The sequence below is a fragment of the Pseudomonas paraeruginosa genome (assembly GCF_003025345.2).
GTDB lineage: Bacteria > Pseudomonadota > Gammaproteobacteria > Pseudomonadales > Pseudomonadaceae > Pseudomonas > Pseudomonas paraeruginosa.
On the sequence record NZ_CP020560.1, the window covers coordinates 514,949 to 540,464 of the forward strand.

At 68.1% G+C, this 25,516-nt stretch carries 25 protein-coding genes; 16 read left to right on the forward strand and 9 right to left on the reverse strand.

Annotation, left to right across the window (positions count from 1 at the left end; genetic code table 11):
- Window positions 1-61 precede the first annotated feature (61 nt).
- Together B7D75_RS02430 and B7D75_RS02435 are read left to right on the forward strand one after the other, a co-directional pair.
- Window positions 62-505: a GNAT family N-acetyltransferase gene (locus tag B7D75_RS02430; protein WP_012074058.1), complete on the forward strand. Its 444-nt coding sequence runs from the start codon at window positions 62-64 to the stop codon at window positions 503-505.
- A gap of 31 nt (window positions 506-536) precedes the next feature.
- A complete protein-coding gene (locus B7D75_RS02435) occupies window positions 537-1,052 on the forward strand; it encodes a glycine cleavage system protein R (RefSeq protein WP_012074059.1) in 516 nt (171 codons plus the stop codon).
- A gap of 688 nt (window positions 1,053-1,740) precedes the next feature.
- Here the strand turns inward: B7D75_RS02435 and rarD are convergent.
- The 7 genes from rarD to B7D75_RS02470 all read right to left on the reverse strand — a co-directional run bounded on the left by rarD (window position 1,741) and on the right by B7D75_RS02470 (window position 7,200).
- Window positions 1,741-2,637: an EamA family transporter RarD gene (rarD, locus tag B7D75_RS02440; RefSeq protein ID WP_012074060.1), complete on the reverse strand. Its 897-nt coding sequence runs from the start codon at window positions 2,635-2,637 to the stop codon at window positions 1,741-1,743.
- 210 nt (window positions 2,638-2,847) lie between these two features.
- A complete protein-coding gene (locus tag B7D75_RS02445; protein ID WP_107113706.1) occupies window positions 2,848-3,822 on the reverse strand; it encodes a serine/threonine protein kinase in 975 nt (324 codons plus the stop codon).
- Between the two features lie 61 nt (window positions 3,823-3,883).
- On the reverse strand, window positions 3,884-4,642 hold the full coding sequence (locus B7D75_RS02450; protein ID WP_053813275.1) for a TOBE domain-containing protein: 759 nt from the start codon (window positions 4,640-4,642) through the stop codon (window positions 3,884-3,886).
- A 67-nt stretch (window positions 4,643-4,709) separates the two neighbouring features.
- Window positions 4,710-5,030: a YfiM family lipoprotein gene (locus tag B7D75_RS02455; protein ID WP_034080855.1), complete on the reverse strand. Its 321-nt coding sequence runs from the start codon at window positions 5,028-5,030 to the stop codon at window positions 4,710-4,712.
- A gap of 41 nt (window positions 5,031-5,071) precedes the next feature.
- A complete protein-coding gene (locus B7D75_RS02460; protein WP_107113707.1) occupies window positions 5,072-5,797 on the reverse strand; it encodes a ComF family protein in 726 nt (241 codons plus the stop codon).
- Between the two features lie 138 nt (window positions 5,798-5,935).
- A complete protein-coding gene (locus B7D75_RS02465) occupies window positions 5,936-6,229 on the reverse strand; it encodes a hypothetical protein (RefSeq protein WP_003157986.1) in 294 nt (97 codons plus the stop codon).
- A gap of 53 nt (window positions 6,230-6,282) precedes the next feature.
- Complete coding sequence (locus B7D75_RS02470; protein ID WP_034080857.1) at window positions 6,283-7,200, reverse strand: LysR family transcriptional regulator; 918 nt, start codon at window positions 7,198-7,200, stop codon at window positions 6,283-6,285.
- A 128-nt stretch (window positions 7,201-7,328) separates the two neighbouring features.
- On the opposite strand from B7D75_RS02470, the gene B7D75_RS02475 reads away from it, so the two are divergent.
- The 14 genes from B7D75_RS02475 to B7D75_RS02550 all read left to right on the forward strand — a co-directional run bounded on the left by B7D75_RS02475 (window position 7,329) and on the right by B7D75_RS02550 (window position 22,952).
- Complete coding sequence (locus B7D75_RS02475) at window positions 7,329-8,087, forward strand: 5-oxoprolinase subunit PxpA (protein WP_107113708.1); 759 nt, start codon at window positions 7,329-7,331, stop codon at window positions 8,085-8,087.
- Between the two features lie 64 nt (window positions 8,088-8,151).
- A complete protein-coding gene (locus B7D75_RS02480) occupies window positions 8,152-8,400 on the forward strand; it encodes an acetyl-CoA carboxylase (RefSeq protein WP_003157983.1) in 249 nt (82 codons plus the stop codon).
- Window positions 8,401-8,410: 10 nt separating this feature from the next.
- Window positions 8,411-9,784, forward strand: coding sequence for an acetyl-CoA carboxylase biotin carboxylase subunit (locus B7D75_RS02485; protein WP_043098994.1), 1,374 nt, complete (start codon window positions 8,411-8,413; stop codon window positions 9,782-9,784).
- A 1-nt stretch (window position 9,785) separates the two neighbouring features.
- Window positions 9,786-10,664: a 5-oxoprolinase subunit B family protein gene (locus B7D75_RS02490; RefSeq protein WP_034080859.1), complete on the forward strand. Its 879-nt coding sequence runs from the start codon at window positions 9,786-9,788 to the stop codon at window positions 10,662-10,664.
- Window positions 10,654-11,631, forward strand: a complete 978-nt coding sequence (locus B7D75_RS02495) for a 5-oxoprolinase subunit C family protein (protein ID WP_043098990.1) — start codon at window positions 10,654-10,656, stop codon at window positions 11,629-11,631. The genes B7D75_RS02490 and B7D75_RS02495 overlap by 11 nt, the downstream gene beginning before the upstream one ends.
- A gap of 188 nt (window positions 11,632-11,819) precedes the next feature.
- Complete coding sequence (gene bioB / locus B7D75_RS02500; RefSeq protein WP_034080861.1) at window positions 11,820-12,878, forward strand: biotin synthase BioB; 1,059 nt, start codon at window positions 11,820-11,822, stop codon at window positions 12,876-12,878.
- A 105-nt stretch (window positions 12,879-12,983) separates the two neighbouring features.
- Window positions 12,984-14,189 carry an 8-amino-7-oxononanoate synthase gene (gene bioF / locus B7D75_RS02505; protein WP_107113709.1) on the forward strand — a complete coding sequence of 402 codons (1,206 nt, stop codon included), beginning with the start codon at window positions 12,984-12,986 and terminating at the stop codon, window positions 14,187-14,189.
- Window positions 14,182-14,904 (forward strand): alpha/beta fold hydrolase, encoded by a 723-nt coding sequence (locus B7D75_RS02510; protein WP_012074071.1) that lies wholly within the window; start codon window positions 14,182-14,184, stop codon window positions 14,902-14,904. Before bioF ends, B7D75_RS02510 begins: the two co-directional genes overlap by 8 nt.
- Entirely contained in the window at window positions 14,897-15,721 is an 825-nt protein-coding gene (bioC, locus tag B7D75_RS02515) for a malonyl-ACP O-methyltransferase BioC (protein ID WP_012074072.1), read from the forward strand. The genes B7D75_RS02510 and bioC overlap by 8 nt, the downstream gene beginning before the upstream one ends.
- 3 nt (window positions 15,722-15,724) lie before the next feature.
- Window positions 15,725-16,411, forward strand: coding sequence for a dethiobiotin synthase (gene bioD / locus B7D75_RS02520; RefSeq protein ID WP_012074073.1), 687 nt, complete (start codon window positions 15,725-15,727; stop codon window positions 16,409-16,411).
- Between the two features lie 109 nt (window positions 16,412-16,520).
- A complete protein-coding gene (locus tag B7D75_RS02525; protein ID WP_003153351.1) occupies window positions 16,521-16,751 on the forward strand; it encodes a hypothetical protein in 231 nt (76 codons plus the stop codon).
- A gap of 337 nt (window positions 16,752-17,088) precedes the next feature.
- The gene (locus B7D75_RS02535; protein WP_003153352.1) at window positions 17,089-18,894 is read left to right on the forward strand and encodes a phenylacyl-CoA dehydrogenase; all 1,806 of its coding nucleotides are present in this window, start codon (window positions 17,089-17,091) and stop codon (window positions 18,892-18,894) included.
- Window positions 18,895-19,106: 212 nt separating this feature from the next.
- Entirely contained in the window at window positions 19,107-20,903 is a 1,797-nt protein-coding gene (locus B7D75_RS02540; protein WP_107113710.1) for an acyl-CoA dehydrogenase C-terminal domain-containing protein, read from the forward strand.
- A gap of 270 nt (window positions 20,904-21,173) precedes the next feature.
- The gene (locus tag B7D75_RS02550) at window positions 21,174-22,952 is read left to right on the forward strand and encodes an acyl-CoA dehydrogenase C-terminal domain-containing protein (protein WP_107113711.1); all 1,779 of its coding nucleotides are present in this window, start codon (window positions 21,174-21,176) and stop codon (window positions 22,950-22,952) included.
- A 244-nt stretch (window positions 22,953-23,196) separates the two neighbouring features.
- On the opposite strand, the gene nirN is transcribed toward B7D75_RS02550, so the two are convergent.
- A complete protein-coding gene (gene nirN / locus B7D75_RS02555) occupies window positions 23,197-24,678 on the reverse strand; it encodes a dihydro-heme d1 dehydrogenase (protein WP_107113712.1) in 1,482 nt (493 codons plus the stop codon).
- The gene (gene cobA, locus B7D75_RS02560; RefSeq protein WP_107113713.1) at window positions 24,669-25,508 is read right to left on the reverse strand and encodes a uroporphyrinogen-III C-methyltransferase; all 840 of its coding nucleotides are present in this window, start codon (window positions 25,506-25,508) and stop codon (window positions 24,669-24,671) included. Before cobA ends, nirN begins: the two co-directional genes overlap by 10 nt.
- Window positions 25,509-25,516: the final 8 nt, after the last annotated feature.

Consider the following 25,516-nt stretch of genomic DNA (forward strand, 5'->3'; position numbering starts at 1 on the left):
ATGTTTCAATGCGCCCTGAGCGCCTTGCCTATACTCCCGGAATCGCCCCAGGAGCCTCGCCATGCCCGTCCATGCAGCATCCCTCGCCGATCTCGCCGACCTGGTTCCGCTGTTTTCCGCCTACCTCGACTTCTACGAAGTGCCGGCGCCGGAAGAACAGGTCCGCGCATTCCTCGCCGAGCGCCTGCGCCAGGGCGACTCGACCCTGTTCCTGGCCAGGGACGCCGAGGCGCGGGCGCTGGGCTTCGTCCAACTCTATCCGCTGTTCGCCTCGCTGGCGCTACGACCTTCGTGGCTGCTCAGCGATCTCTTCGTTCGCCCGGAGGCGCGCCGCCAGGGCGTCGGCGAGGCCCTGATGAACCAGGCCCGGCGTTTCGCCGAAAGCATGGGCGCCTGCGGCCTGCAATTGGAGACGGCGAAGACCAACCATGCCGGGCAGTCGCTCTACGAGCGCCTCGGCTATGTCCGTGACGAACAGTTCTACACTTACTGGCTGCAGCTCTGAACTCCCATTCGTCCCAGCAGGAGGCAAGCTCATGGATCACCTGGTCCTGACCGTGATCGCCACCGACCATCCCGGCCTGGTCGAGCGCATCGCCCAATGCATTGCTTCCCACGGCGGCAACTGGCTGGAAAGCCGCATGTCGCGGATGGCCGGACAGTTCGCCGGGATCCTGCGGGTGGCCGTGCCGGCGGAAGGCTACGACGAACTGGTCGAGGGCCTGCAAGGCTTGTCCAAACATGGCATCCGTGTGCTGCTGGCGGAAAGCGGGATCGAGCCGGTGTGCAGCTGGAAACCGATCCGACTCGACCTGGTGGGCAACGACCGGCCCGGTATCGTCCGCGACATCACCCGGCTGCTCGCCGAGCATGGGGTGAACCTGGAGAGCCTGGCCACCGAGGTGCGCCCCGCGCCAATGAGCAGCGAACCGCTGTTCCACGCCGAGGCGCTGCTGGCGGTGCCCCTGACGCTGCCGCTGGATACCCTGCGCGAGCGCCTGGAAGACCTCGCCGACGACCTGATGGTGGAGTTGGTGCTGGAAGCCTCCTGAAGTTGTTCAGGAAAGCCGGGGACGGGCCTGTGGAAAAACCTTGGGTGAAACCCTGAAGCCCAGGCGCCGCGAGGCTTTGGGATCATAGCGCGTTTTTTGACCAGCGGCGTTGCGGTTATTCCCAAACCAGGTGGACCAGCCTGTGGATATTCTGTGTGGATAAGCTTGCAGGCCTCTATCCATGGGCGATACAAGGGTTTGCTCGTTTTCTGAGCAGCCTCTCTTGTGCTTTTGCTTGTGGATTAACCTTCGCCGCTATCTTTGCCCCTGTGCACAAATAACGTGGAGCAGTCTGTGGGTAAGCCGGGGAAGAATCCATGCAGGCCTTTATCCATCGGTAGTCCAGGTGTCCGTACGTTTTTTGATCGATGGCTTTTCTGGTTCATCCACAGTTGCTCACAAAAGCCTTGGGCAGCTTTGTGGGTAAGCCTTGTGTATATCGCTGTAACCATTGGTAAGACTGGCCAGCAGAGGTGTGCTCAAAGACTGATCAGGCGCTTTGCAGGGCCTCTTCCGAAGAGTTATCCACGTGCCTGCGGATAGGAGAAGCAGGTCTATGCACAAAGTGCGTGCATGATCCTGTGGAAAAGCCTGGGGTGGATCGCTGAACGTCAGTATTGGCGGGGGATAGGAAGGAGTGCGTGTTTTTTCGCCAGGCTTGCGGAGTTCCGCAAGCCTGGGGATAACGTCAGCCCGGCTGCGGCAGGCGGCGCAGGCTGCGCCAGGCGTCGAGGCTGTAGACGGCCAGGGCGAGCCAGATGAAGGCGAAGGCGGTCAGGCGGCTGGAATCCAGATGCTCGCCGAACAGCAGGATCGCCTGCAGCAGGACCAGCGTCGGCGCCAGGTATTGCAGGAAGCCCAGGGTGGCGTAGGGCAGGTGGCGCGCCGCGGCGTTGAAGCAGACCAGCGGAACCAGCGTCACCGGGCCCGCGGCAACCACCCACAAGGCTTCGGGGGTGCTCCAGAACGCCGCTTCGCTGGTCGGCCCGTCGGCGAACAACAGCAGCCAGACCAGCGCCAGCGGCAGCAGCAGCCAGGTTTCCACCACCAGTCCGGGCAGCGCGGCGACCGGCGCCTGCTTGCGGATCAGGCCGTAGAAGCCGAAGGTCAGCGCCAGTACCAGCGACACCCAGGGCAGGCTGCCGAGTTGCCAGACCTGCTGCGCCACGCCCAGCGAGGCCAGGGCCACCGCCAGCCATTGCAAGGGACGCAGGCGCTCCTTGAGCAGGAGCATGCCGAGCATCACGTTGATCAGCGGGTTGATGTAGTAGCCCAGGCTGGCCTCGAGCATGTGGCCGTTGTTCACCGCCCAGACGTAGGTCATCCAGTTGCTGGCGATCAGCAGCCCGCTGGCGGCCAGCACCACGAAGCGCCTCGGGTTCTGGCGCAACTCGCGCCACCAGCCCGGGTGCTTCCAGAACAGCAGCAGGACGGCGCCGAACAGGGCCGACCAGACCGCGCGCTGGACGATGATTTCCACCGCGGGGATGCGTTCGAGCAATTTGAAGTAGAGCGGGAACAGTCCCCAGATCACATAAGCCGTCAGGCCGAGGACATAGCCCCGACGGAGGTTGGCGGTCGCCATGGAGAATCCTTGAAACGTCAGGCAGGTAGGAGTGGCCGTGCATCGAACGCACGCGCGAGTGACCTGTGAATTCTAGTAGGGGGGCGGCGAGCTTGTCTGCGCACAGTTTCCGCGGAAAAGCACCGGCACACTTGCGGGAGCCGCCGAGGGGCTGTGGATAGAAACGGGCGAATGGCGCTACGCGCCATTCGCCCTGTACGGAGAGCGCGCTCAGAACAGCCGCAGCGGTTCCTCGTCCAGCGCCGCCAGTTGTTCGCGCAGCACCAGCACCTGCTCGCCCCAGTAGCGCTCGCTGCCGAACCAGGGGAAGCTCGGCGGGAACGCCGGATCGTCCCAGCGCCGCGCGAGCCAGGCGCTGTAGTGCATCAGGCGGAGGCTGCGCAGGCCTTCCAGCAGGGGCAACTGGCGTGGGTCGAAGTCGTGGAACTCGTTGTAGCCATCGACCAGTTCGGCAATCTGCGCCAGGCGCTCATGGCGTTCGCCGGCGAGCATCATCCACAGGTCCTGCAGCGCCGGGCCCATGCGACAGTCGTCGAGGTCGACCATGTGGTAGACCTCGTCGCGGCACAGCAGGTTGCCCGGATGGCAGTCGCCGTGCAGGCGGATCGGCTGGTAGGGCACTTCGGCGAACAGCGCGTCGAGGCGCCTGAGCAGGTCGCGGGCCACCGACTCGTAGGCCGGCAGCAGGCTGCGGGGGATGAAGTCGCCTTCCAGCAGGGTGGCCAGCGAGGCGTGGCCGAAGTTATCCACGGTGAGCGCCTCACGGTGCTCGAACGGCCGGGTGGCCCCCACCGCGTGCAGGCGGCCGAGCAACTGGCCAAGGCGGTAGAGCTGGTCGAGATTGCCCGGCTCGGGCGCGCGACCGCCGCGCCGGGGAAACAGGGCGAAACGGAAGCCGGCAAAACCGAACAGGCTCTCGCCGTCGCGGGTCAGCGGCGCCACCACCGGCACCTCGCATTCCGCCAGCTCGGCGGAGAACGCGTGTTCCTCGCGGATCGCCGCGTCGCTCCAGCGGTCCGGCCGGTAGAACTTGGCGATCAGCGGCTCGTCGTCCTCGATACCGACCTGGTAGACCCGGTTTTCGTAGCTGTTGAGTGCCAGCACCCGGGCGTCGCTGAGATAGCCGAGGCTTTCCACGGCATCCAGGACCAGGTCGGGGGTCAGTGAGTCGAAGGGATGGGACATGACGGGGCATCCAGGGCTCGAAAGTCCCCTAGTGTACGCAAGCCGGCGCGCCCCGGCAGGTTCACAGCGGCGTGCCGAGCAGGACCTGGGCCGGGTCGAAGGAGACGACCACCTTCCGGCCCTTCTTCAGGCCCAGGCTGGCCAGGCGTTCGCCGGAAAGCAGCGCGCAGAGGGTCAGGCCGCTGCCCAGGCCGATGCGCACCTCGCTCGGGCCGGCCTTGGCCGCGAGGATTTCCTCCAGGGTGCCGTGCAACTGGTTCGGCTGGTCGTCGCGCGGCTCCAGGTCGACTTCCAGCCAGCCGGCCTTGATCAGCGCCAGCACCGGACGGCCGCGGCCGAGTTCGAGCTGCTCGGTGCTGGCGCGGGTGATCAGTGCCTCGATGCGTTGCTGGCCGGGCAGCTCGATGGCGATGCGGTCGTGGAAGCCTTCGCCATGGATCGACAGCACCCGCCCGTGCAACTGGTTGCGCGCGCTGGTGCGCAGCATCAGGCGGCCTATCAGGTTGAGGTCCTCGGCGTCCTCGGCGGCCTGCAGCACCTGTGCCTGCAAGGCTTCCAGGCGCCGGTAGAGGGCCAGCAGGCGCTCGCCCTCGGCGGTCAGCCGCGCGCCGCCGCCGCCCTTGCCGCCGACGCTGCGCTCGACCAGCGGGCGGTCGGCCAGGTTGTTCAGTTCGTCGATGGCGTCCCAGGCGCCCTTGTAGCTGATGCCCACGGCCTTCGCCGCACGGGTGATGGAGCCCAGTTCGGCGATCTGCGCGAGCAGGGCGATGCGTTGCGGGCGGCGGGTGACGTGCTGGGCGAGGGTGGAGAGTGCGGACATGGAGGCTTCGCTATGAGCGGACGTATACGGCGAAGGCTCCAACAGCCCGCGGCAAAACGCAAGGGCGTCAGTCCGCGGCCCGGTAGAGGCTGTAGCCGGCGGCGGAACCGGCCACGTCCCAGGCCAGGTCCTTCCAGCTCCAGCCGCTGCCGGCGGCACGGCTATCGTGGAGTTCCTTGCCGACGCCGAAGGCGAGCGAGAAGCTCAGGCCGAAGCGGGCCTGGCGACCACCGCGCAGGCCTCGTTCATGGGCCGCCTGCATGCCGGCCGCGGCGAGGGCGGCGGAGCTGGCGAAGTGCAGGGCCTTGTCCTGGCCCAGCCAGTCGTCTTCGGCGAAATGGCTGCAGCCGCCCAGCGACAGGCAGGCCGCGACCAGCAGCGCGCGCATGGTTCGTCTCCGGTATCGAGTGCGCCGCAGTCTAGCCCAGATCAGCCGGGCTTCGGCGTGCGCGCCAGGCAATAGACGTCGACCCGCGCCGCGCCCGCCCGGCGCAACAGGCGGGCGAGGCATTCGGCGGTGGCGCCGGTGGTGAGCACGTCGTCGACCAGCGCCAGGTGCAGGCCGCGAACCTCCTTGCCGGGGGCCAGGGCGAAGGCGTGGCGCAGATTGCGCCGTCGCAGCGCGGCATCCAGGCCCTGCTGGGCAGGGGTGTCGAGCACACGCCGAAGCAGGTGCGGTGCGCAGCGCAGGCGTAGTTCGCCGGCCAGCCAGTCGGCGAGCAACCGCGCCTGGTTGAAGCCGCGGCGACGTTCGCGGCGTGGCGCCAGCGGGACCGGCAGCAGGCGTACGGGGCGCGGCAGGCCTTCGGCATAGCGTTGTCGCAGGTGCTCCGCCAGCAGTTCGCCGAGCAGCCGTCCCAGCGGCCAGGCCGCCTGGTGCTTGAAGCGGTTGATCAGGCTGTCCAGCGGGAAGGCGTAGCGCCAGGGCGCTATTACCTGTTCATAGGCCGGTGGGCGGCGCAGGCACTCGCCGCACAACTGCCCGTCCAGCGGCAGGGACAGGGCGCAGCGCCGGCATTGCCGGCCCGACCAGGGCAGCTCGGTCGCGCAGGCTCGGCACAGCGGACGAGGCGGTTGGTCGCTGCGGGCGGCGCAGAGCAGGCAGGCCGGTGCCGGCGCGAGCCAGCGCGGCAGATACTGGAGCGGGAACGACATGGCGGGACTTCCAGGCGGATGTCACGCCATGCAACGACAGGAACGCCCTGCAGACCAGCCGTCGGCAGCGGGTTCGGAATTCGCCTGTGGATTGCCGAAACGCTCCTTCGGCCTTTGCGGAAACAGCCGACGCGTCGATCAGTGGATAAGCCAGCTCATCACGATCAGGCCGAGCACCGTCCAGATGATCCCGCCGATGATCGAACGGCGCATGAAGGCGCGGATGCCGCTGTAGAGCAGCAGCAGGCCGAGCACCAGGAAGACGAAGCTGAACAGCGACGCGTCCATGCCGATGGCCCTGGCCAGGCCGTGGAGGAAATCGTCCATGGCGCTCCAGATGCCGCCCAGCAGGCCGGAAAGCAGGTCCACCACGAAGCGGATGGCCCTGCCCAGCATCTCGCCCAGTCCGTCGAAAAAGCCTTCTGTACCCATGAGTGTCCTGTCCTGAGTGGTCCTTGGGTTGGATCAGAGATTAGCCGCCGGGTTCAGCGCCGGCTGCTGCTTTGTTGCGGGGCGAGGAACGACTGGCGGAAGTACTCGCGCAAGGCGCGCATGCCGGCGCTTGGCTCGGCGTCGCGGCGCCAGGCCAGGCCGACGCTCATCGACGGCACCGGGTCGACCAGCGACAGGGTCTCGATGCGCTTGCCCTCCAGCGACCAGGGTCGGTACACCAGGTCGGAGAGGATCGCCACCCCCGAGCCGTTGGCGACCATGCTGCGCACCGCCTCCACCGAACTGGTGTGGAGGATCACCCGGGGCCGGTGGCCGCTGCGCTCCCAGTAACGCAGCGCGCTCTGTCCGGCCTCGTCGACGGTGAGCATGATGTACGGCTCGCCGGCCACGTCGGCCAGCCCGAGGTTGGCCTTCTCGCCCAGCGGATGGCGGCTCGGCAGCCAGAGGCGGCGTTCGGAGTTGAACAGGGTCTCGGCGGCGATCCCGGGATCGGTGAGGTTGCCGGTGAGCAGCACGGCGATGTCGTAGCGCCCGTCGAGCAGGCCGCGCTCGATGCTGGCGCGTTCGTCTTCGAACAGTTGCAAGCGCAGCTCCGGGTACCACTGCGCCAGGCGTTGCAGGTGGTGGGGCAGGAAGTAGCCCATCACCGTGTAGCTGGCGGCGACCTTCAGACTGCCGCCGACACGGGTGTCCGGCAGAGGGCTGGCCAGGGCGTCGTCGACGCTGCGCTGGATCGAGTACGCATGGTTGAGGAAGTGCCGGCCGCTGTCGGTCAGGTTCATGCCCTGCGCGGTGCGGGTGAACAGGGCGACGCCGAGCATGGCCTCCAGTTCCTGGATCGCGCTGGTCACCGCCGACTGCGAGATGTTCAGGTGGACGGCGGCCTGGGAAATCTGGCCGAACTCGGCGGTGGCGATGAAGTAGCGAACCTGGCGAAGGGTCAGGGCCATGGAATGGGCGTCCGTAGGAGGTATCGGTTTTTCAGAAACGAGTCTATCGAATAATAAATCTACCCAATACCTTCCGCGGCTTTTACCGTGGCCCCATCCCACAACAAGACAGATGAGGCCAGCCGGCAATGACTGAAGTCGACCTCAATTCCGACATGGGCGAAGGCTTCGGCCCATGGACCATCGGCGATGGCGTGGACGCGGCGATCATGCCGCTGATCAGCAGCGCCAACATCGCCACCGGCTTCCATGCCGGCGACCCGAGCAGCATGCGCCGCACCGTGGAGATGGCCGCCGAGCATGGCGTGGCCATCGGCGCCCATCCGGGCTTCCGCGACCTGGTCGGCTTCGGCCGCCGGCACATCCAGGCACCGGCCATCGAGCTGGTCAACGACATGCTCTACCAGCTCGGCGCACTGCGCGAGTTCGCCCGCCTGGAGGGCCTGGCGCTGCAACACGTCAAGCCCCACGGCGCGCTGTACATGCACCTGGCGCGCGACGAGGCGGCCGCCCGCCTGTTCGTCGAAACCCTGCAACGCCTGGAACCGGAACTGCTGCTCTATTGCATGCCGGGCTCGGCCACCTGGCGCATCGGCCGGGAACTGGGCCAGCCGCTGGTGCGTGAGTTCTACGCCGACCGCGACTACGACCGCAGCGGCTCGATCGTCTTCACCCGGCGGGTCGCCGCCCTCGATCCCCGGCAGGTCGCCGACAAGGTCCTGCGTGCCTGCCGCGAGGGCAAGGTACGCACCGTCGAGGGCGAGGACCTCGACATCGCCTTCGACTCGGTGTGCATCCACAGCGACACCCCCGGCGCCCTGGAACTGGTCGCCGGCACCCGCGCGCGCCTGGAGGCGGCGGGCATCCGGATCAAGGCGCCGCGCTGAGCGCCCGTCCCGCGAACGGCTTTTTCTGCCATTTCCTACAACGTTCGAATAATGAGGATTCGTCATGGCCGAACATAACGTGCAGTCCCCCTTGCCCGGCACCTTCTATCGCAAGGCCAGTCCCGACGCGCCGCCCTACGCGGAGGTCGGGCAGGCGGTCGAGGCCGGCAGCGTGATCGGGCTGATCGAGGTGATGAAGCAGTTCTCCGAGGTGCAGGCCGGACAGGCTGGCGTGCTCCAGGCGTTCCGGGTGGCCGATGGCGAGGCCATCGAGCCGGGCCAGGTGCTGGCGGTGATCGCCAGCGCGGAATGAGGAGCCTGCCATGCACAAACGACTGAACAAGCTGCTGGTGGCCAATCGTGGCGAGATCGCCGTGCGCATCGTCCGCGCCGCCCAGGCCCTGGGCATTCCCACGGTGGCGGTGTGCAGCGAGGCGGATCGCGATTCGCTGGCCGCGCGGCTGGCCGACGAAGTACGCCTGATCGGCCCGGCGCGGGCCGACCAGAGTTACCTCGACAGCGAGGCGATTCTCGCGGCGGCGCGGGAGACCGGCGCCGACTCGATCCACCCCGGCTACGGCTTCCTGTCGGAAAACCCCGCCTTCGCCGAGGCGGTGCAGGCCGCCGGCCTGGTCTTCGTCGGCCCGGACGCGCAGACCATCCGTCGCATGGGCGACAAGGCCGAGGCGCGACGCACCGCGATGGCCGCCGGGGTGCCGGTGGTGCCGGGTTCGCCCGGCGAGCTGGACGACCTCGACGCGGCGCTGGCCTGCGCCGAAGAGGTCGGCTACCCGCTGCTGGTCAAGGCTTCCGCCGGCGGCGGCGGGCGTGGCATCCGCATCGCCCGCGACGCCGACGAACTGCGTCGGGAATTCCCCATCGCCCAGCGCGAGGCGCAGGCCGCCTTCGGTTCGCCGGCGGTGTACCTGGAGCGCTTCATCCGCCAGGCGCGGCACATCGAAGTGCAGATCCTCGGCGACGGCGAGCGCGTGGTGCATCTGTTCGAACGCGAATGCTCGCTGCAGCGGCGCCGCCAGAAGGTCTTCGAGGAGGCACCTTCGGCGGCGCTGGACGGGGCGCAGCGCCAGGCACTCTGCGAGAGCGCTGTGCGCCTGGCGCAGAGTCTCGGCTATCGTGGCGCGGGCACCCTGGAATACCTGTTCGACGCGCACAGCGGCGAGTTCTTCTTCATCGAGATGAACACCCGTATCCAGGTCGAGCATCCGGTCAGCGAGATGGTCACCGGTATCGACCTGGTCCAGGCCATGCTGCGCATCGCCGCCGGCGAGGCGCTGCCCTGGCGCCAGGAAGAGATCCGCCTGAACGGCGCGGCGCTGGAGATGCGGATCAACGCCGAGGATCCGGCGCGCAATTTCTTCCCCAGCCCCGGCACCGTGGAGCGCCTGGCATGGCCGCAGGGCGAGGGCGTGCGGGTCGACAGCCACCTGTATCCCGGCTACCGGGTGCCGCCGTACTACGATTCGTTGCTGGCCAAGCTGATCGTCCACGGCCGCGACCGCAGCGAGGCGTTCGCCCGCGCGCGCCAGGCGCTGGAGCGCACCGAACTGGCCGGCATGGCCAGCACCCTGCCGCTGCATCGCTGGCTGCTCGCCGATGCGCGGGTGCAGGCCGCGCAGTTCGATACCGGCACCCTGGAAACCTGGCTCGCCGAGCGGGCCGTCGCCCTGGAGACCTGAGATGCACGCGAATATCCGCTACAGCTTCGGCGGCGACGAGCACCTGTTCGCCGAGGTCGCCGAGTCCATGTCGCTGGAAGCCTTCTTCCGCGGCATGGCGATCAGCCGCGCCATCGAGTCCCTGCAATTGCCCGGGGTGCTCGACGTATGCCTGGCCAACGCCTCGTTCCAGGTCCGCTTCGACCCCGACCGGCTGGCCCCGCAGGCGCTGCTGGAGACCGTGCGCGGACTGGAAGCGGAGGCGGTCGCCGCGCGCAGCATCGAGACGCGTATCGTCGAAGTGCCGGTGTTGTACAACGATCCCTGGACCCACGAGACCCTGATGCGTTTTCGCGACCGTCACCAGGACCCGACGTCCACCGACCTCGAGTACGCCGCGCGGATCAACGGCTATGCCGACGTCCAGGCGTTCATCCAGGCGCATAGCGGCACGCCCTGGTTCGTCTCGATGGTCGGTTTCGTCGCCGGCCTGCCGTTCATGTACCAGATGGTCGAGCGCGAGCGGCAGTTGCAGGTACCCAAGTACCTGCGGCCGCGCATCGACACGCCGAAGCTGACCCTCGGCCATGGTGGCTGCTTCGGTTGCATCTATTCGGTGCGCGGCGCCGGCGGCTACCAGATGTTCGGCGTGACTCCGGCGCCGATCTTCGATCCACGCCAGGGCCTGCCCTATCTCGCGGAGTCGATGGTGTTCTTCCGCGCTGGCGACATCGTCCAGTTCCGCCCCATCGAGCGGACCGAATACGAACGCATGGCGGCCGAAGTCGAAGCGGGCACATTCGACCTGCGCATCCGCCCGGTGAGTTTCGATCTCGACGCGTTCCTCGCCGATCCGCGAGGCTGCACGCAACGTCTGCAGGAGGTGCTGCATGTCGATTAAGGTGCTCAAGCCCGGACTGGCCACCTCGGTACAGGACGCGGGTCGGGAAGGCTACTACCACCTGGGCATCCCGCCCTCCGGTGCGCTCGACCAGTACGCCCTGCGCGTGGCGAACCGGCTGGTGGGTAATTCCGCCGACGCGGCGGTGCTGGAGTTCGCCCTGATGGGCCCGCAACTGGAGTTCCAGCGCGACGCCCTGGTGGCGGTCAGCGGCGCGCGCATGCAGCCGCGTCTGGATGGCCAGGACATGCCGCTGGACACCTCGTTCCGCGTGCGTGCCGGGCAGGTCCTGGAGTTCGGCTATCCGACGGCGGGCGCGCGCGGCTATCTGGCGGTGGCGGGTGGCATCGACGTGCCGCTGGTACTTGGCAGTCGCTCCACCTATGGCTTGGGCGCCATCGGTGGCTACCTGGGGCGGCGGTTGCAAACCGACGACCTGCTGCCGCTGGGCGAGCCTTCGGCACAGGCGCGCGAGGGACTGGCACTGCCGCCCTCGCTGGGGCTGGCGCTGGAGAAAGAGGTGATCCTGCGGGTGGTTCCCGGCCTCTATTACCATCGACTGACCGCCGAGGCTGCCGAGCGCTTCTTCGCCGATACCTGGACGGTGGGCTCGGAGGCCGACCGTACCGGCTATCGCTACAAGGGCGGCCAGCCGCTGGCGTTCGAGCCCCGCGAGCAGCCGTTCGGCGCCGGTTCGGACCCCTCGAACATCGTCGACGCCTGCTATCCGATCGGCTCGATCCAGGTCCCGGGCGGGCTGGAGCCCATCGTCCTGCATCGCGACGCGGTGTCCGGCGGTGGCTACGCGATGATCGGCACGGTGATCAGCGCCGACCTCGACCTGATCGGCCAGTTGCAACCGAACAACCGGGCGCGTTTCGTTGCCGTTACCCTGGAACAGGCAATGCAAGCGCGGGCGCAATATCGGCAGCGGCTGAGGCGGCTGGAACTGATGGGGCAAGGCTAGGGCGAAAAGGCCCGGCGATGATGCCGGGCCTTCGTTGTTCAAATTGTGTTCATATGTCGACCTGTGACTTTACGAAGGTTGACAGCGACTCATGCTTACTTATCATGCCTCGAAAGCCTGAACAGCCGCGCCCGTGCCGTGGCGTCACCGAATAACGAGGCGCCACCAAGCGTCGAAGGAATCTCCCCATGAGCGCATCCGCAGCCGTCGCCACCCGCCACGATTGGTCCCTCGCCGAAGTCCGCGCGCTATTCGAACAGCCGTTCAACGACCTGCTGTTCCAGGCGCAGACGGTGCATCGCGCGCACTTCGATCCGAACCGCGTGCAGGTCTCGACGCTGCTCTCGATCAAGACCGGCGCCTGTCCCGAGGACTGCAAGTATTGCCCGCAGTCCGGCCACTACAACACCGGCCTGGATAAGGAAAAGCTGATGGAGGTGCAGAAGGTCCTGGAGGCGGCGGCCGAGGCCAAGGCCATCGGATCGACCCGCTTCTGCATGGGCGCGGCCTGGAAGCATCCTTCGGCCAAGGACATGCCCTATGTCCTGGAGATGGTCAAGGGCGTGAAGAGGCTCGGCCTGGAGACCTGCATGACCCTGGGCCGGCTGACCCAGGAACAGACCCAGGCGCTGGCCGACGCCGGCCTCGACTACTACAACCACAACCTGGACACCTCGCCGGAGTTCTACGGCAACATCATCACCACCCGTACCTACGGCGAGCGCCTACAGACCCTGGCCTACGTGCGCGAGGCGGGGATGAAGATCTGCTCCGGCGGCATCCTCGGCATGGGCGAGTCGGTGGACGACCGCGCCGGCCTGCTGATCCAGTTGGCGAACCTGCCGGAGCACCCGGAGTCGGTGCCGATCAACATGTTGGTGAAGGTCAAGGGCACGCCGCTGGCGGAAGAGAAGGACGTCGATCCGTTCGACTTCATCCGCACCCTGGCGGTGGCCCGGATCATGATGCCGAAGTCCCACGTGCGCCTGTCGGCCGGCCGCGAGCAGATGAACGAGCAGATGCAGGCGCTGGCCTTCATGGCCGGGGCCAACTCGATCTTCTACGGCGAGAAGCTGCTGACCACGAAGAACCCGCAGGCGGAGAGGGACATGCAGTTGTTCGCCCGGCTCGGCATCAAGCCGGAAGAGCGCGAAGAGCACGCTGACGAAGTGCACCAGGCGGCCATCGAGCAGGCGCTGGTGGAACAACGCGATTCGCAGCTGTTCTATAACGCCGCCTCCGCCTGACCATACTGGAAGGGAGGGCGCCGCCTTCCCTTCGTTGCAGCCGTTGATGTCGGCCCTGCGTGGATGGGCGCGCCCGCGTCCGTCCAGCAACACGAGCGACCTGCCATGTCCTTCGATCTCGCTTCCCGCCTCGCCGCCCGGCGCGCGGAAGACCTCTACCGGCAGCGACCGCTGCTGCAGTCGGCCCAGGGCCCGGACGTCGTGGTCGACGGCCAGCCGCTGCTGGCCTTCTGTTCCAACGACTACCTCGGCCTGGCCAACCATCCCGAGGTGATCGCCGCGCTGCGCGCCGGCGCCGAGCGCTGGGGCGTCGGCGGTGGCGCCTCGCACCTGGTGGTCGGCCACAGCGGGCCGCACCACGAGCTGGAGCTGGCCCTCGCCGAATTCACCGGGCGGCCGCGCGCACTGCTGTTCTCCACCGGCTACATGGCCAACCTCGGCGCGGTCACCGCGCTGGTCGGCAAGGGCGACACGGTGCTGGAGGACCGCCTCAACCATGCTTCGCTGCTGGATGCCGGACTGCTTTCCGGGGCGCGCTTCTCGCGCTACCTGCACAACGACCCGGCGAGCCTCGCCGCGCGCCTGGACAAGGCCGAGGGCAACATCCTGGTGGTGACCGATGGGGTCTTCAGCATGGACGGCAATCTCGCCGACCTGCCGGCCCTGGCCGCCGTCGCGCAGGCCCGCGGCGCCTGGCTGATGGTCGATGACGCGCATGGCTTCGGCCCGCTGGGCGCCGCCGGCGGCGGCATCGTCGAACACTTCGGCCTCGGCCAGGAGCAGGTGCCGGTGCTGATCGGCACCCTCGGCAAAGGCTTCGGCACCGCCGGCGCCTTCGTCGCCGGCAGCGAGGAACTGATCGAGACCCTGGTCCAGTACGCACGGCCCTACATCTACACCACCAGCCAGCCTCCGGCGGTGGCCTGCGCCACCCTGAAGAGCCTGGAGCTGCTGCGCCGCGAAAGCTGGCGGCGGGAACACCTGGCGGCGCTGATCGCGCGTTTCCGCCGTGGCGCCGAAGCGCTCGGCCTGACCCTGATGGACAGCTTCACGCCGATCCAGCCGATCCTGGTCGGCGGCAGCCGCCAGGCCGTGGCCCTGGCCGACATGCTCCGCGCGCGCGGGATCATGGTCGGCGCGATCCGCCCGCCGACCGTGCCGGCCAACAGCGCGCGGCTGCGCGTCACGCTGTCCGCGGCGCATAGCGAGGCACAGGTCGACCGCTTGCTCGAAGCCCTCGGCGAAAGCTGGCGACAGCTGTCGTCTAGCCTTCTGGCAGAGATCGAAGCCGAGGAGGGAGACGATGCGTGACCACCTGATCCTGCTGCCGGGCTGGGGCCTGGGCAGCGCGCCGCTGGAACCGCTGCGCGACGCGCTGCACGAGCGCGAGCCACACCTGAACGTGCTGATCGAGCCGCTGCCGTCGCTGGCCGACGCCGCCGACTGGCTCGACGAACTCGACGACAACCTGCCGCGCGACAGCTGGCTGGCCGGTTGGTCGCTAGGCGGGATGCTCGCCAGCGAACTGGCGGCGCGGCGCGGCGATGACTGCCGGGGGCTGCTGACCCTGGCCAGCAACCCGTGCTTCCGTGTGCGCGAGGACTGGCCGAACGCGATGCCGGCGGAAACCTTCGAGGACTTCTTCGAGGCCTTCCTGCTCGAACCGCACCTGACCCGCAAGCGCTTCACCCTGCTGGTCAGCCAGGGCGCGCGCGACCCGCGGACCCTGGCGCGACAACTGCAGGTGGCGCTGCCGCAGCTGGAGCGCGAGGCGCTGGTCGCCGGCCTGCAGTTGCTCGGCCAACTGGATACCCGAGCCGCCCTGGAAAACTTCCGCGGGCCGCAATTGCACCTGTTCGCCGGGGCCGATGCGTTGGTGCCGGTGGCGGCCGCCGAGGCCCTGCTCGAGTGGCTGCCGGACGTCGAGGTCGCGACCCTGGCGGCCAGCCACGGCCTGCCGCTGGAATGCCCGGACGAGGTGGCCGGCGCGATCCTGAGATTCCTCCGCGAGGGTGACGATGCCTGACCTTTCCGCGCCGCTGCTGGCGCCCCATGGCGTTGCGGCGCTGCCCGACAAGCGCCAGGTCGCCGCGTCGTTTTCCCGCGCGGCGGCCAGCTACGACGCGGTGGCCGAACTCCAGCGCGGCGTTGGCGAGAGCCTGCTGGCTGCATTGCCGGAAGGCTTCGCGCCGCGCCGCTGGGTCGATCTCGGCTGCGGCACCGGCTACTTCAGCCGCGCCCTGGCGCAGCGCTTCGGCGGCGGCGAAGGCCTGGCCGTGGATATCGCCGAAGGCATGCTGCGACATGCCCGCGCGCGCGGCGGCGCCAGCCATTTCATCGGCGGCGACGCCGAGAGGCTGCCGTTGCGCGACGGCAGTTGCGACCTGCTGTTCTCCAGCCTGGCCATCCAGTGGTGCGCCGACCTCCCGGCGGTGCTCGCCGAGGCGCGACGGGTCCTGCGGCCGGGTGGCGTGCTGGCGTTCAGCAGCCTGTGCGTCGGGACCCTGGGCGAGTTGCGCGACAGCTGGCGGGTGGTGGACGGCTTCGTCCATGTCAATCGCTTCCGCGCCTTCGCCGACTATCTGCAACACGCCGCCGGCAGCGGCCTGCTACCGCTGGTCCTGCGCCATGAAGACCGCGTGCTGCATTTCCCCGACCTGCGCAGCCTGACCCACGAACTCAAGGCGCTGGGCGCGCACAACCTCAACCCCGGGCGCCCCGATGGCCTCACCGGGCGCCAGCGCATCCGCGCGCTGGTCGCCGCCTACGAGCGTTTCCGCCAGCCCGGAGGGCTGCCCGCCACTTACCGCGTCGTCTTCGGCGTGCTGCGCAAGGATTCCTGAACCATGCCGGCGTTTTTCGTCACCGGGACCGATACCGAGATCGGCAAGACCACCATTGCCGCCGGCCTGCTCCACGCGGCCCGGAGTGCCGGCCTGAGTACCGCTGCGGCGAAGCCGGTGGCGTCCGGCTGCGAAGCCACGGCGCAAGGCCTGCGCAATGGCGACGCGCTGGCGCTGCTCGGCGAGTGTTCGCTGGCGCTGGCCTACGAACAGGTCAATCCGCTGGCCTTCGAGCCGGCCATCGCCCCGCACCTGGCGGCGCGCGAGGCCGGCGTCGAGCTGAGCGCGGCGCGTCTGCACGACGCGGTGCGCGAGGTGCTGGCGCTGCGGGCCGATTTCACCCTGGTGGAAGGCGCCGGCGGCTGGCGGGTGCCGTTGCAGGGCCGCGAGAACCTGTCCGACCTGGCGCGCCTGCTGGGGCTGCCGGTGGTGCTGGTGGTCGGCGTGCGCCTGGGCTGCATCAACCATGCGCTGCTCAGCGCCGAGGCGATCCTTGGCGACGGCCTGGCGCTGGCCGGCTGGGTAGCGAACATCGTCGACCCGGCCACCTCGCGCCTGGAGGAGAACCTGGCGACCCTCGCCGAGCGCCTGCCGGCGCCCTGCCTGGGCCGCGTGCCGCGCCTGGCCGACGCCGGTCCGGCGGCGGTGGCCGCGCACCTCGACCTGCGCCCGCTGGGCATCGGGCTATAAACAGCCGGCCGCCCATAACCAACGGGCGGTACCCAGCGGCGGCCAAGTCTGCTTGAATAGAAGCCACTTGCTATCGCAGTGGCGCATGCGCGCCTCCAAGGAGTCGACGGTGGAAATCTCCGGCAACGCTTTCGTCAGTGGCCTGAACACGCTGCAGTCGGGTAGCGCCCGCGTCGCCCAGGCCGGCAGCGAGATCGCCCGCAATGCCGTCGAGGCCCGTTCGCCCCAGGCTGAGCAGATGCTCGAGCTGACCCGCGGCAAGCTCGAGGCGCAGAGTGGCGCGCGGGTCATCGAGGTGGCCGACGAGACCCTCGGTACGCTGATCGACACCCACGCCTGACCCTTCGCGGCCGACCGACGGCCGCGCCTACGCTTTTCCGACTGTCACCCGGCCGCTGCAGGCGCCTGCCGGGCGCTTCGCCATGGGCTTCACCGAACCAGACGAAACCGCCCGGGATACCGGGGCGGCCAGCGATTTCCGGGCATGACCGGGCGGTCGGTTCGGATGCTTGACAAGGGATTGGCGTAAACGTATGTTTCAAACGCCTGTTTGAGAGTCGGGACGCATGAGTGCGTCCGGCAAAGGCGACCGGGAACGATCCCGTACTGCGACCGCAGACTCCTGGACATCCGTCCGGTCGCCGATTAACCAGAACCCTTCGTAGAGGTTGACTGCTATGCCTGATTACAAGGCCCCCTTGCGTGATATCCGTTTCGTTCGCGACGAGCTGCTGGGCTACGAAGCGCACTACCAGAGCCTGCCGGGCGCCGAAGACGCGACTCCCGACATGGTCAACGCCATCCTCGAGGAAGGTGCGAAGTTCTGCGAACAGGTGATCGCTCCGCTGAACCGCGTCGGCGACCTGGAGGGCTGCACCTGGAGCGCCGAGGGGGTGAAGACCCCGAGCGGCTTCAAGGAAGCCTACCAGCAGTTCGTCGAAGGCGGCTGGCCGAGCCTGGCCCATGACGTCGAGCACGGCGGCCAGGGCCTGCCGGAATCCCTCGGCCTGGCCATCAGCGAGATGGTCGGCCAGGCCAACTGGTCCTGGGGCATGTACCCGGGCCTGTCCCATGGCGCCATGAATACCCTGCACGCCCACGGCACCGCCGAGCAGCAGGCGACCTACCTGACCAAGCTGGTCTCCGGCGAGTGGACCGGCACCATGTGCCTGACCGAGCCGCACTGCGGCACCGACCTGGGCATGCTGCGCACCAAGGCCGAGCCGCAGGCCGACGGCAGCTACAAGGTCACCGGCACCAAGATCTTCATCTCCGCCGGTGAGCACGACATGGCCGACAACATCGTCCATATCGTCCTGGCCCGCCTGCCCGACGCTCCGCAGGGCACCAAGGGCATCTCGCTGTTCATCGTGCCGAAGTTCCTGCCCAACGCCGAAGGCAACGCCGGCGAGCGCAACGCGGTTTCCTGCGGCTCCATCGAGCACAAGATGGGCATCCACGGCAACGCCACCTGCGTGATGAACTTCGACGCCGCCACCGGCTTCCTGATCGGCCCGCCGAACAAGGGCCTGAACTGCATGTTCACCTTCATGAACACCGCTCGCCTGGGTACCGCGCTGCAAGGCCTGGCCCATGCCGAAGTCGGTTTCCAGGGCGGCATCGCCTATGCCCGCGAGCGTCTGCAGATGCGTTCGCTGACCGGGCCGAAGGCGCCCGAGAAGCCCGCCGACCCGATCATCGTGCATCCCGACGTGCGCCGCATGCTGCTGACCATGAAGGCGTTCGCCGAAGGCAACCGCGCGATGCTGTACTTCGCCGCCAAGCAGGTCGACATCGTCCAGCGCAGCCAGGACGAGGAGCAGAAGAAGGCCGCCGATTCGATGCTGGCCTTCCTCACCCCGATCGCCAAGGCGTTCATGACCGAAGTCGGCTTCGAATCCGCCAACCACGGCGTGCAGATCTACGGCGGCCACGGGTTCATCGCCGAGCATGGCATGGAGCAGAACGTCCGCGACAGCCGCATCTCGATGCTGTACGAAGGCACCACCGGCGTTCAGGCCCTCGACCTGCTGGGGCGCAAGGTGCTGATGACCCAGGGCGAGGCACTGAAGGGCTTCACCAAGATCGTGCACAAGTTCTGCCAGGCCAACGAAGCCAACGAAGCCGTCAAGGAATTCGTCGCCCCGCTGGCGCAGCTGAACAAGGAGTGGGGCGACCTGACCATGAAGGTCGGCATGGCCGCCATGAAGGATCGCGAGGAAGTCGGCGCCGCTTCGGTGGACTACCTGATGTACTCCGGCTACGCCTGCCTGGCCTACTTCTGGGCCGACATGGCGCGCCTGGCCGCCGAGAAGCTGGCCGCCGGCACCGGCGAGGAAGCCTTCTACAAGGCCAAGCTGCAGACCGCGCGCTTCTACTTCCAGCGCATCCTGCCGCGTACCCGCGCCCACGTCGCCGCCATGCTGTCCGGCGCCAACAACCTGATGGAGATGGCCGAGGAAGATTTCGCCCTCGGTTACTGATGGCACGGGCCGCTGGCGGCCCGTTCCCCAGGCATGGAAGAGCCCGCCCTTCGGCGGGCTTTTTCATGCCCGCGTTCCGCTGCATCCTGGCTGCCCGACCTCGGGGTTATGGCGTTGCATTCAGCGCCCGCAGCGTGATTGTCGCCGCCTGCCCGGCGCAGTAGCTTCGAGGGATCCGCGCCTGCCGGGCGCCCCTGCCGAGGAGAACAGAGATGCCGGAATACAAGGCTCCGCTGCGCGATGTGCGCTTCCTGATCGATGACGTATTCGACTTCCATGGACACTACCAGGCGCTGGGCGCCAGCGATGCGACCCCGGACATGGTGGCGGCGATCCTCGAGGAGGGTTCGAAGTTCTGCGAGCAGGTGCTGGCGCCGCTGAACCGTTCCGGTGACGAAGAGGGCTGCCACTTCGACAACGGCGCGGTGACCACGCCCAAGGGTTTCAAGGAAGCCTATGCGCAGTACGTCGAGGGTGGCTGGAACGGTGTCGCCAGCGATCCCGCCTACGGCGGCCAGGGCCTGCCGCACTCGCTGGGACTGCTGCTCAGCGAGATGATCGGCGCCAGCAACGTCTCCTGGGGCATGTACCCGGGCCTGACCCGCGGTGCGATGTCGGCGATCCACGCCCACGGCAGCCAGGCGCAGAAGGACACCTACCTGCCGCGCATGACCGCCGGCACCTGGACCGGCACCATGTGCCTGACCGAGCCGCACTGCGGCACCGACCTGGGCATCATCAAGACCCGCGCGGTGCCGAACGCCGACGGCAGCCATGCGATCAGCGGGACGAAGATCTTCATCTCCGCCGGCGAGCACGACCTGAGCGAGAACATCGTCCACCTGGTGCTGGCCAAGCTGCCCGATGCGCCGGCCGGGACCAAGGGTATCTCGCTGTTCATCGTGCCGAAGTTCCTCCCCGACGCCGAAGGCAACGTGGGCGCGCGCAACGCGGTCTCCTGTGGTTCCATCGAGCACAAGATGGGGATCAAGGCCTCGGCCACCTGCGTGATGAACTTCGATGGCGCCACCGGTTATCTGATCGGCGAGCCGAACAAGGGCCTGCACTGCATGTTCACCATGATGAACCACGCCCGCCTGGGCACCGGCATGCAGGGCCTGTGCCTTGGCGAGACCAGCTACCAGGGCGCCGTGCGCTATGCCCGGGAGCGCTTGCAGATGCGCTCGCTGAGCGGGCCGAAGGCGCCGGACAAGCCGGCCGACCCGATCATCGTGCACCCCGACGTGCGGCGCATGCTGCTGACCATGAAGGCGTTCAACGAAGGCAACCGCGCGCTGGCCTACTTCACCGCCCAGTTGCTCGACACCGAGCACCTGTCGCAGGACGCCGCCGAGCGCGAGCGGGCCGCCGACCTGCTGGCCTTCCTGACGCCGATCTGCAAGGCCTTCATGACCGAGACCGGGCAAGAGGTGACCAACCTCGGCATGCAGGTCTACGGTGGCCACGGCTACATCCGCGAGTGGGGCATGGAGCAGTTGGTCCGCGATTGCCGCATCGCGCAGATCTACGAAGGCACCAACGGCATCCAGGCTCTGGACCTGCTCGGCCGCAAGGTACTAGGCAGCCAGGGCAAGCTGTTGCGCGGTTTCACCAAACTGGTCCACCAGTTGTGCCAGGCCCAGGCCGGGCACCCGCAACTGAAGGGACAGGTCGCGCAACTGGCGGCGCTGAACGCGCAGTGGGGCGAGCTGACCCAGCAGGTGGGTCTGGCGGCGATGAAGAATGCCGACGAAGTGGGCGCCGCCTCGGTGGACTACCTGATGTTCTCCGGCTACGTGACCCTTGCCTATTTCTGGCTGCGCATCGCCCTGGTGGCGCGCGAGAAGCTGGATGCCGGCAGCGGCGAGGCCGCGTTCCACGAAGCCAAGCTGGCCACCGCCGACTTCTACTTCAGTCGCCTGCTGCCGCGCAGCGCGGCGCATGCCGCGGCGATCCAGGCCGGCGCGGCGGGCCTGATGAGCCTGTCGGCGGAGCAGTTTTCGCTCTAGCGGCTGCCGGGGCAGGCGTGGCGCTGCTTGTCCCGGTTTTCCTGCCTTCATCGGGGCCGTCGTATTCCCGGCGAGCTCGCTCGAGCCCGCGAAAAGCGGGCTTTTTCATGCCTGTCGCATGGAAGACCGGCGTGGACTTATCGGTCACGACGTGACGCTACAAGTCCGAAATGTTGGTGGTGTAGACTCGGCCGCGGCACGCCTTTCGTGCCTCCATTTTGTTGCCGCTGGCCCCCGGCCGGCGATCGGTACGATCGAGGATTCCCCCACATGGCTGATTACAAAGCACCGCTGCGCGACATGCGCTTCGTCCTCAATGAGGTGTTCGAGGTTTCCCGGCTCTGGGCGCAACTGCCGGCGCTGGCCGACGTGGTCGACGCCGAGACCGCCGCGGCGATCCTCGAAGAGGCCGGCAAGGTCACCGCCGGTACCATCGCCCCGCTGAACCGTCCGGGCGACGAGGAAGGCTGCCAGTGGAACGCGGGCGCGGTGAGCACCCCGGCCGGCTTCCCCGAGGCCTACCGGACCTACGCCGAAGGCGGCTGGGTCGGCGTCGGCGGCGATCCGGCCTATGGCGGCATGGGCATGCCCAAGGTGATCTCGGCGCAGGTCGAGGAACTGGTCAACTCGGCCAACCTGTCGTTCGGCCTGTACCCGATGCTGACCGCCGGCGCCTGCCTGGCGCTCAATGCCCATGCCAGCGACGAGCTGAAGGACAAGTACCTGCCGAACATGTACGCCGGCACCTGGGCCGGTTCCATGTGCCTGACCGAGCCGCATGCCGGCACCGACCTGGGCATCATCCGCACCAGGGCCGAGCCGCAGGCCGACGGCTCCTACAAGATCAGCGGGACCAAGATCTTCATCACCGGCGGCGAGCATGACCTGACCGAGAACATCATCCACCTGGTGCTGGCCAAGCTGCCCGACGCCCCGGCCGGGCCGAAGGGCATCTCGCTGTTCCTGGTGCCGAAGGTGCTGGTCAACGCCGACGGCTCGCTGGGCGAGAGGAACAGCCTGGGTTGCGGCTCCATCGAGCACAAGATGGGGATCAAGGCCTCGGCCACCTGCGTGATGAACTTCGACGGCGCCACCGGTTGGCTGGTGGGCGAGGTCAACAAGGGCCTGGCGGCGATGTTCACCATGATGAACTACGAGCGGCTGGGTGTCGGCATCCAGGGCCTGGCCACCGGCGAGCGCTCCTACCAGAGCGCCATCGAATATGCCCGCGAGCGTATCCAGAGCCGCGCGCCGACCGGCCCGGTGGCCAAGGACAAGGCCGCCGACCCGATCATCGTGCACCCCGACGTGCGCCGCATGCTGCTCACCATGAAGGCGCTGAACGAAGGCGGCCGCGCCTTCTCCAGCTACGTCGCGATGCAGCTGGACACCGCCAAGTACAGCGAAGACGCGGTCACCCGCAAGCGCGCGGAAGAACTGGTGGCGCTGCTGACCCCGGTGGCCAAGGCATTCCTCACCGACATGGGGCTGGAAACCACCCTCCATGGCCAGCAGATCTTCGGCGGCCACGGCTTCATCCGCGAATGGGGCCAGGAGCAACTGGTGCGCGACTGTCGCATCACCCAGATCTACGAAGGCACCAACGGCATCCAGGCGCTCGACCTGGTGGGACGCAAGGTGATCGGCAGCGGCGGCGCCTTCTCCCGTCACTTCACCGACGAGATCAAGGCCTTCGTCGCTTCCGCCGACGAGACCCTGGGCGAGTTCAGCAAGCCGCTGGCGGCCGCCGTGGAGAACCTGGAAGAGCTGACCGCCTGGCTGCTCGACCGCGCCAAGGGCAACCCCAACGAGATCGGCGCCGCGTCGGTCGAATACCTGCACGTGTTCGGCTATACGGCCTACGCCTACATGTGGGCGTTGATGGCGCGCATCGCGCTGGCCAAGCAGGGCGAGGACGACTTCTACGCCAGCAAGCTGGGTACCGCGCGCTTCTACTTCGCCCGCCTGCTGCCGCGCATCCATTCCCTGAGCGCCTCCGTGCGCGCCGGCAGCGAATCGCTGTACCTGCTGGACGCCGAGCAGTTCTGAGGCCTGGCGCCTGTGACGGAAAGCCCCGCGATGCGGGGCTTTTTTCTGGGCGCTGTGTGGTCGGCGGATAACGCCGTTGGCGTTATGCGCCCTACGGCTCCTCGCGCAGGGCGGATGGTAGGGCGAATAGCCGCTTGCGGTTATCCGCCATTCCCGTGGTTTTTCTCGTGCCGTGATGGGACAGGGTTGTCGCGGTTCGTCGCGGGGGAGGCGGAACCTCCGTGGATGGTGTCTCGCCCGCGCCTCAATGCGAGGTTCCCTCCGCATAGCCGATCTTGTTGCCGACGTTGTACTTGCCCGACGGCTTGTTCATCGGCAGTCGCTTCACTTCCTCCAGGCTGTGCGCGTCGTAGACCACCAGCGCGCCGTCGCGGTCCCAGACGCTGAGCAGGGCGTAGCGGCCGTCGCGGGTGAACTCGACGTGGCCGGCCACCTTGCCCGGGCTGGGGCGCAGGCGATGGGCGATTTCCAGGGTCTGCTTGTCGATCAGGAGGATCTCGTCGTGTTTCTTGCCAAGGAAGGTATCGGTCCAGGCGTAGGGCGAGTCGGCATGGCTGCGCATGAAGAAGCCGGGGCCGTCGGTGGCGATTTCCTTCAACGGCTTCCAGTTTTGCAGGTCGATCACCGAGATCACCCCGCGGCTGATGTTCGGCGTGGCGAACACCCAGCGTCCGTCGCGCTTCCAGTAGATGCCCGAGCCGAGGTGCGGCATGCCCGACAGCGGGATCGAGGCGACCCGTGCGCCGCTGTCCAGCTCGATCACCTCGCCGCCCCTGGCCTGCCGCGAACTGCCCAGCAGGTAGCGGTAGTCGGGGCTGAAGGAGAAGTCGTCGAGGTAGTCGGCCACCGCCAGCCGTTTCGGCGCGACCGGCTTGCCGTTGGCATAGGGCAGCTCCCACAGCTCGTGGACGTCCTTCAGGGCGACCACGAAGCTGTGCCGTGGCGGTGCCGTGTATACCGCGCTGACCCGCGAGGCCTGGCCCTGGGCGTCGGCCGCCGGGATGACCTGCACCAGGGACAGGTCGCGGGCGTCCAGCAGCACCAGGTTGCCGGGCAGGTAGTTGCCCACCAGCACCCAGCGCCCGTCGTCGCTAACCGCCAGGTTGCGCGTGTTGAGCCCGGCGCGGACCTCGGCGACCACCTTCAGGTTGTACAGGTCGTAGAGGGTCACCCAGCCGTCGCGCGAGGCGAAGTACACCAGGCGCCCGTCCGGGGAGAACTTCGGACCTCCGTGCAGGGCGTAGCGCGAGGGGAAGCGGGCGATGGGCGCGAAGCGATCGCCGTCGAGGATGCTCACGTGGTGGTCGCCGGATTCCACCACCACGAACAGGTTCAGCGGGTCGGCCTGGAAGCGTGGCGTGGCCGGCAGCGTGGCGAGGGGATGGGGTTGCACGCGGCTGGCGCGGATATCCTCCGCGCTCCAGTGCGGCGCGTGCGACGGCGCCTGGTAGAGATAGGCGACCAGGGCATCCGCACCGGCCTCGTCCAGCTGGCCGGCGAAACCGGCCATCTGGGTCGCCGGACGGCCATGCAGGATCACCTCGCGGGCCTGCGCCGGCTTCAGGCGCGACAGGCTTTCCGGGAGCAGCGTCGGGCCGCTGCCGCCGAGCCGCTCGGCGCCGTGGCAGGCCTGGCAGTGCTGACGGTAGAGCGCCTCTCCCCTGGGCTCGGCGGCCTGCGCCAGTGGGAGCAGGAGCAGGCCGAGGGCGAGGCCGGTCAGGCGCATGCGCTGGCCTCGCCGCTGCTCGCCGGAGCGGCGTTCAGGCACGACGGCCGCGGCATCTCGCGCTCGGCGAAAAGTCCGACCACCTGGCCGACGACGATCAGGGTCGGCGGTTGCAACTGGTAGCGCCGCGCCAGCGCCGGCAGTTCCGCGAGGGGGCCGCGGGTCACTTGCTGGCGCGCCTGGGTACCCTGGCTGACCAGCGCTGCCGGGGTGTCGCCGGGGAGGCCGTGCTCGACCAGGCGCGCGGCGATCTCGGCGAGGTTGCCCAGGCCCATGTAGAACACCAGGGTCTGCCTGCCGCGCGCCAGGCCGGTCCAGTCGAGGTCGAGGTGGCCATCGTTCTGCAGGTGGCCGGTGACGAAGGTGCAGGACTGGGCCAGGTCGCGGTGGGTCAGCGGGATGCCGGCGTAGGTACTGCAACCGGAGGCGGCGGTGACGCCGGGGACCACCTGGCAGTCGACGCCGGCTTCGAGCAGGCGCTCCAGCTCCTCGGCGCCGCGACCGAAGATGAACGGGTCGCCGCCCTTCAGGCGTACCACCCGGCGTTGCTGCCGGGCCAGGCGCACCAGCAGCTCGTTGATTTCTTCCTGCGGCAGGCTGTGGTGGCCGCAACGCTTGCCGACGTAGATGCGCTGGCAGCTTTCCGGCAGCAGGGCGACCAGCTCGCGGGCGACCAGGCGGTCGTAGACCACCACCTCGGCCTGTTGCAGCAGGGCCCAGGCGCGCAGGGTGAGCAGGCCCGGATCGCCGGGGCCGGCGCCGACCAGGGCGACGCTGCCGGCAGGGAAATCGACATCGAGGAGGGACGGCGGAATCACGGTAGTGTTCATGAGGCTTT

Coding starts and splice junctions, on each gene's coding strand:
- B7D75_RS02510 (WP_012074071.1), top strand. CDS start 14,182: ATGCGTGACCACCTGATCCTGCTGCCGGGCTGGGGCCTGGGCAGCGCG.
- B7D75_RS02490 (WP_034080859.1), top strand. CDS start 9,786: ATGCACGCGAATATCCGCTACAGCTTCGGCGGCGACGAGCACCTGTTC.
- B7D75_RS02450 (WP_053813275.1), bottom strand. CDS start 4,642: ATGTCCGCACTCTCCACCCTCGCCCAGCACGTCACCCGCCGCCCGCAA.
- B7D75_RS02445 (WP_107113706.1), bottom strand. CDS start 3,822: ATGTCCCATCCCTTCGACTCACTGACCCCCGACCTGGTCCTGGATGCC.
- B7D75_RS02495 (WP_043098990.1), top strand. CDS start 10,654: ATGTCGATTAAGGTGCTCAAGCCCGGACTGGCCACCTCGGTACAGGAC.
- bioB (WP_034080861.1), top strand. CDS start 11,820: ATGAGCGCATCCGCAGCCGTCGCCACCCGCCACGATTGGTCCCTCGCC.
- B7D75_RS02435 (WP_012074059.1), top strand. CDS start 537: ATGGATCACCTGGTCCTGACCGTGATCGCCACCGACCATCCCGGCCTG.
- B7D75_RS02430 (WP_012074058.1), top strand. CDS start 62: ATGCCCGTCCATGCAGCATCCCTCGCCGATCTCGCCGACCTGGTTCCG.
- nirN (WP_107113712.1), bottom strand. CDS start 24,678: ATGCGCCTGACCGGCCTCGCCCTCGGCCTGCTCCTGCTCCCACTGGCG.
- B7D75_RS02460 (WP_107113707.1), bottom strand. CDS start 5,797: ATGTCGTTCCCGCTCCAGTATCTGCCGCGCTGGCTCGCGCCGGCACCG.
- cobA (WP_107113713.1), bottom strand. CDS start 25,508: ATGAACACTACCGTGATTCCGCCGTCCCTCCTCGATGTCGATTTCCCT.
- B7D75_RS02470 (WP_034080857.1), bottom strand. CDS start 7,200: ATGGCCCTGACCCTTCGCCAGGTTCGCTACTTCATCGCCACCGCCGAG.
- rarD (WP_012074060.1), bottom strand. CDS start 2,637: ATGGCGACCGCCAACCTCCGTCGGGGCTATGTCCTCGGCCTGACGGCT.
- B7D75_RS02455 (WP_034080855.1), bottom strand. CDS start 5,030: ATGCGCGCGCTGCTGGTCGCGGCCTGCCTGTCGCTGGGCGGCTGCAGC.
- B7D75_RS02465 (WP_003157986.1), bottom strand. CDS start 6,229: ATGGGTACAGAAGGCTTTTTCGACGGACTGGGCGAGATGCTGGGCAGG.
- B7D75_RS02475 (WP_107113708.1), top strand. CDS start 7,329: ATGACTGAAGTCGACCTCAATTCCGACATGGGCGAAGGCTTCGGCCCA.
- B7D75_RS02550 (WP_107113711.1), top strand. CDS start 21,174: ATGGCTGATTACAAAGCACCGCTGCGCGACATGCGCTTCGTCCTCAAT.
- B7D75_RS02480 (WP_003157983.1), top strand. CDS start 8,152: ATGGCCGAACATAACGTGCAGTCCCCCTTGCCCGGCACCTTCTATCGC.
- B7D75_RS02535 (WP_003153352.1), top strand. CDS start 17,089: ATGCCTGATTACAAGGCCCCCTTGCGTGATATCCGTTTCGTTCGCGAC.
- bioC (WP_012074072.1), top strand. CDS start 14,897: ATGCCTGACCTTTCCGCGCCGCTGCTGGCGCCCCATGGCGTTGCGGCG.
- bioF (WP_107113709.1), top strand. CDS start 12,984: ATGTCCTTCGATCTCGCTTCCCGCCTCGCCGCCCGGCGCGCGGAAGAC.
- B7D75_RS02485 (WP_043098994.1), top strand. CDS start 8,411: ATGCACAAACGACTGAACAAGCTGCTGGTGGCCAATCGTGGCGAGATC.
- B7D75_RS02540 (WP_107113710.1), top strand. CDS start 19,107: ATGCCGGAATACAAGGCTCCGCTGCGCGATGTGCGCTTCCTGATCGAT.
- bioD (WP_012074073.1), top strand. CDS start 15,725: ATGCCGGCGTTTTTCGTCACCGGGACCGATACCGAGATCGGCAAGACC.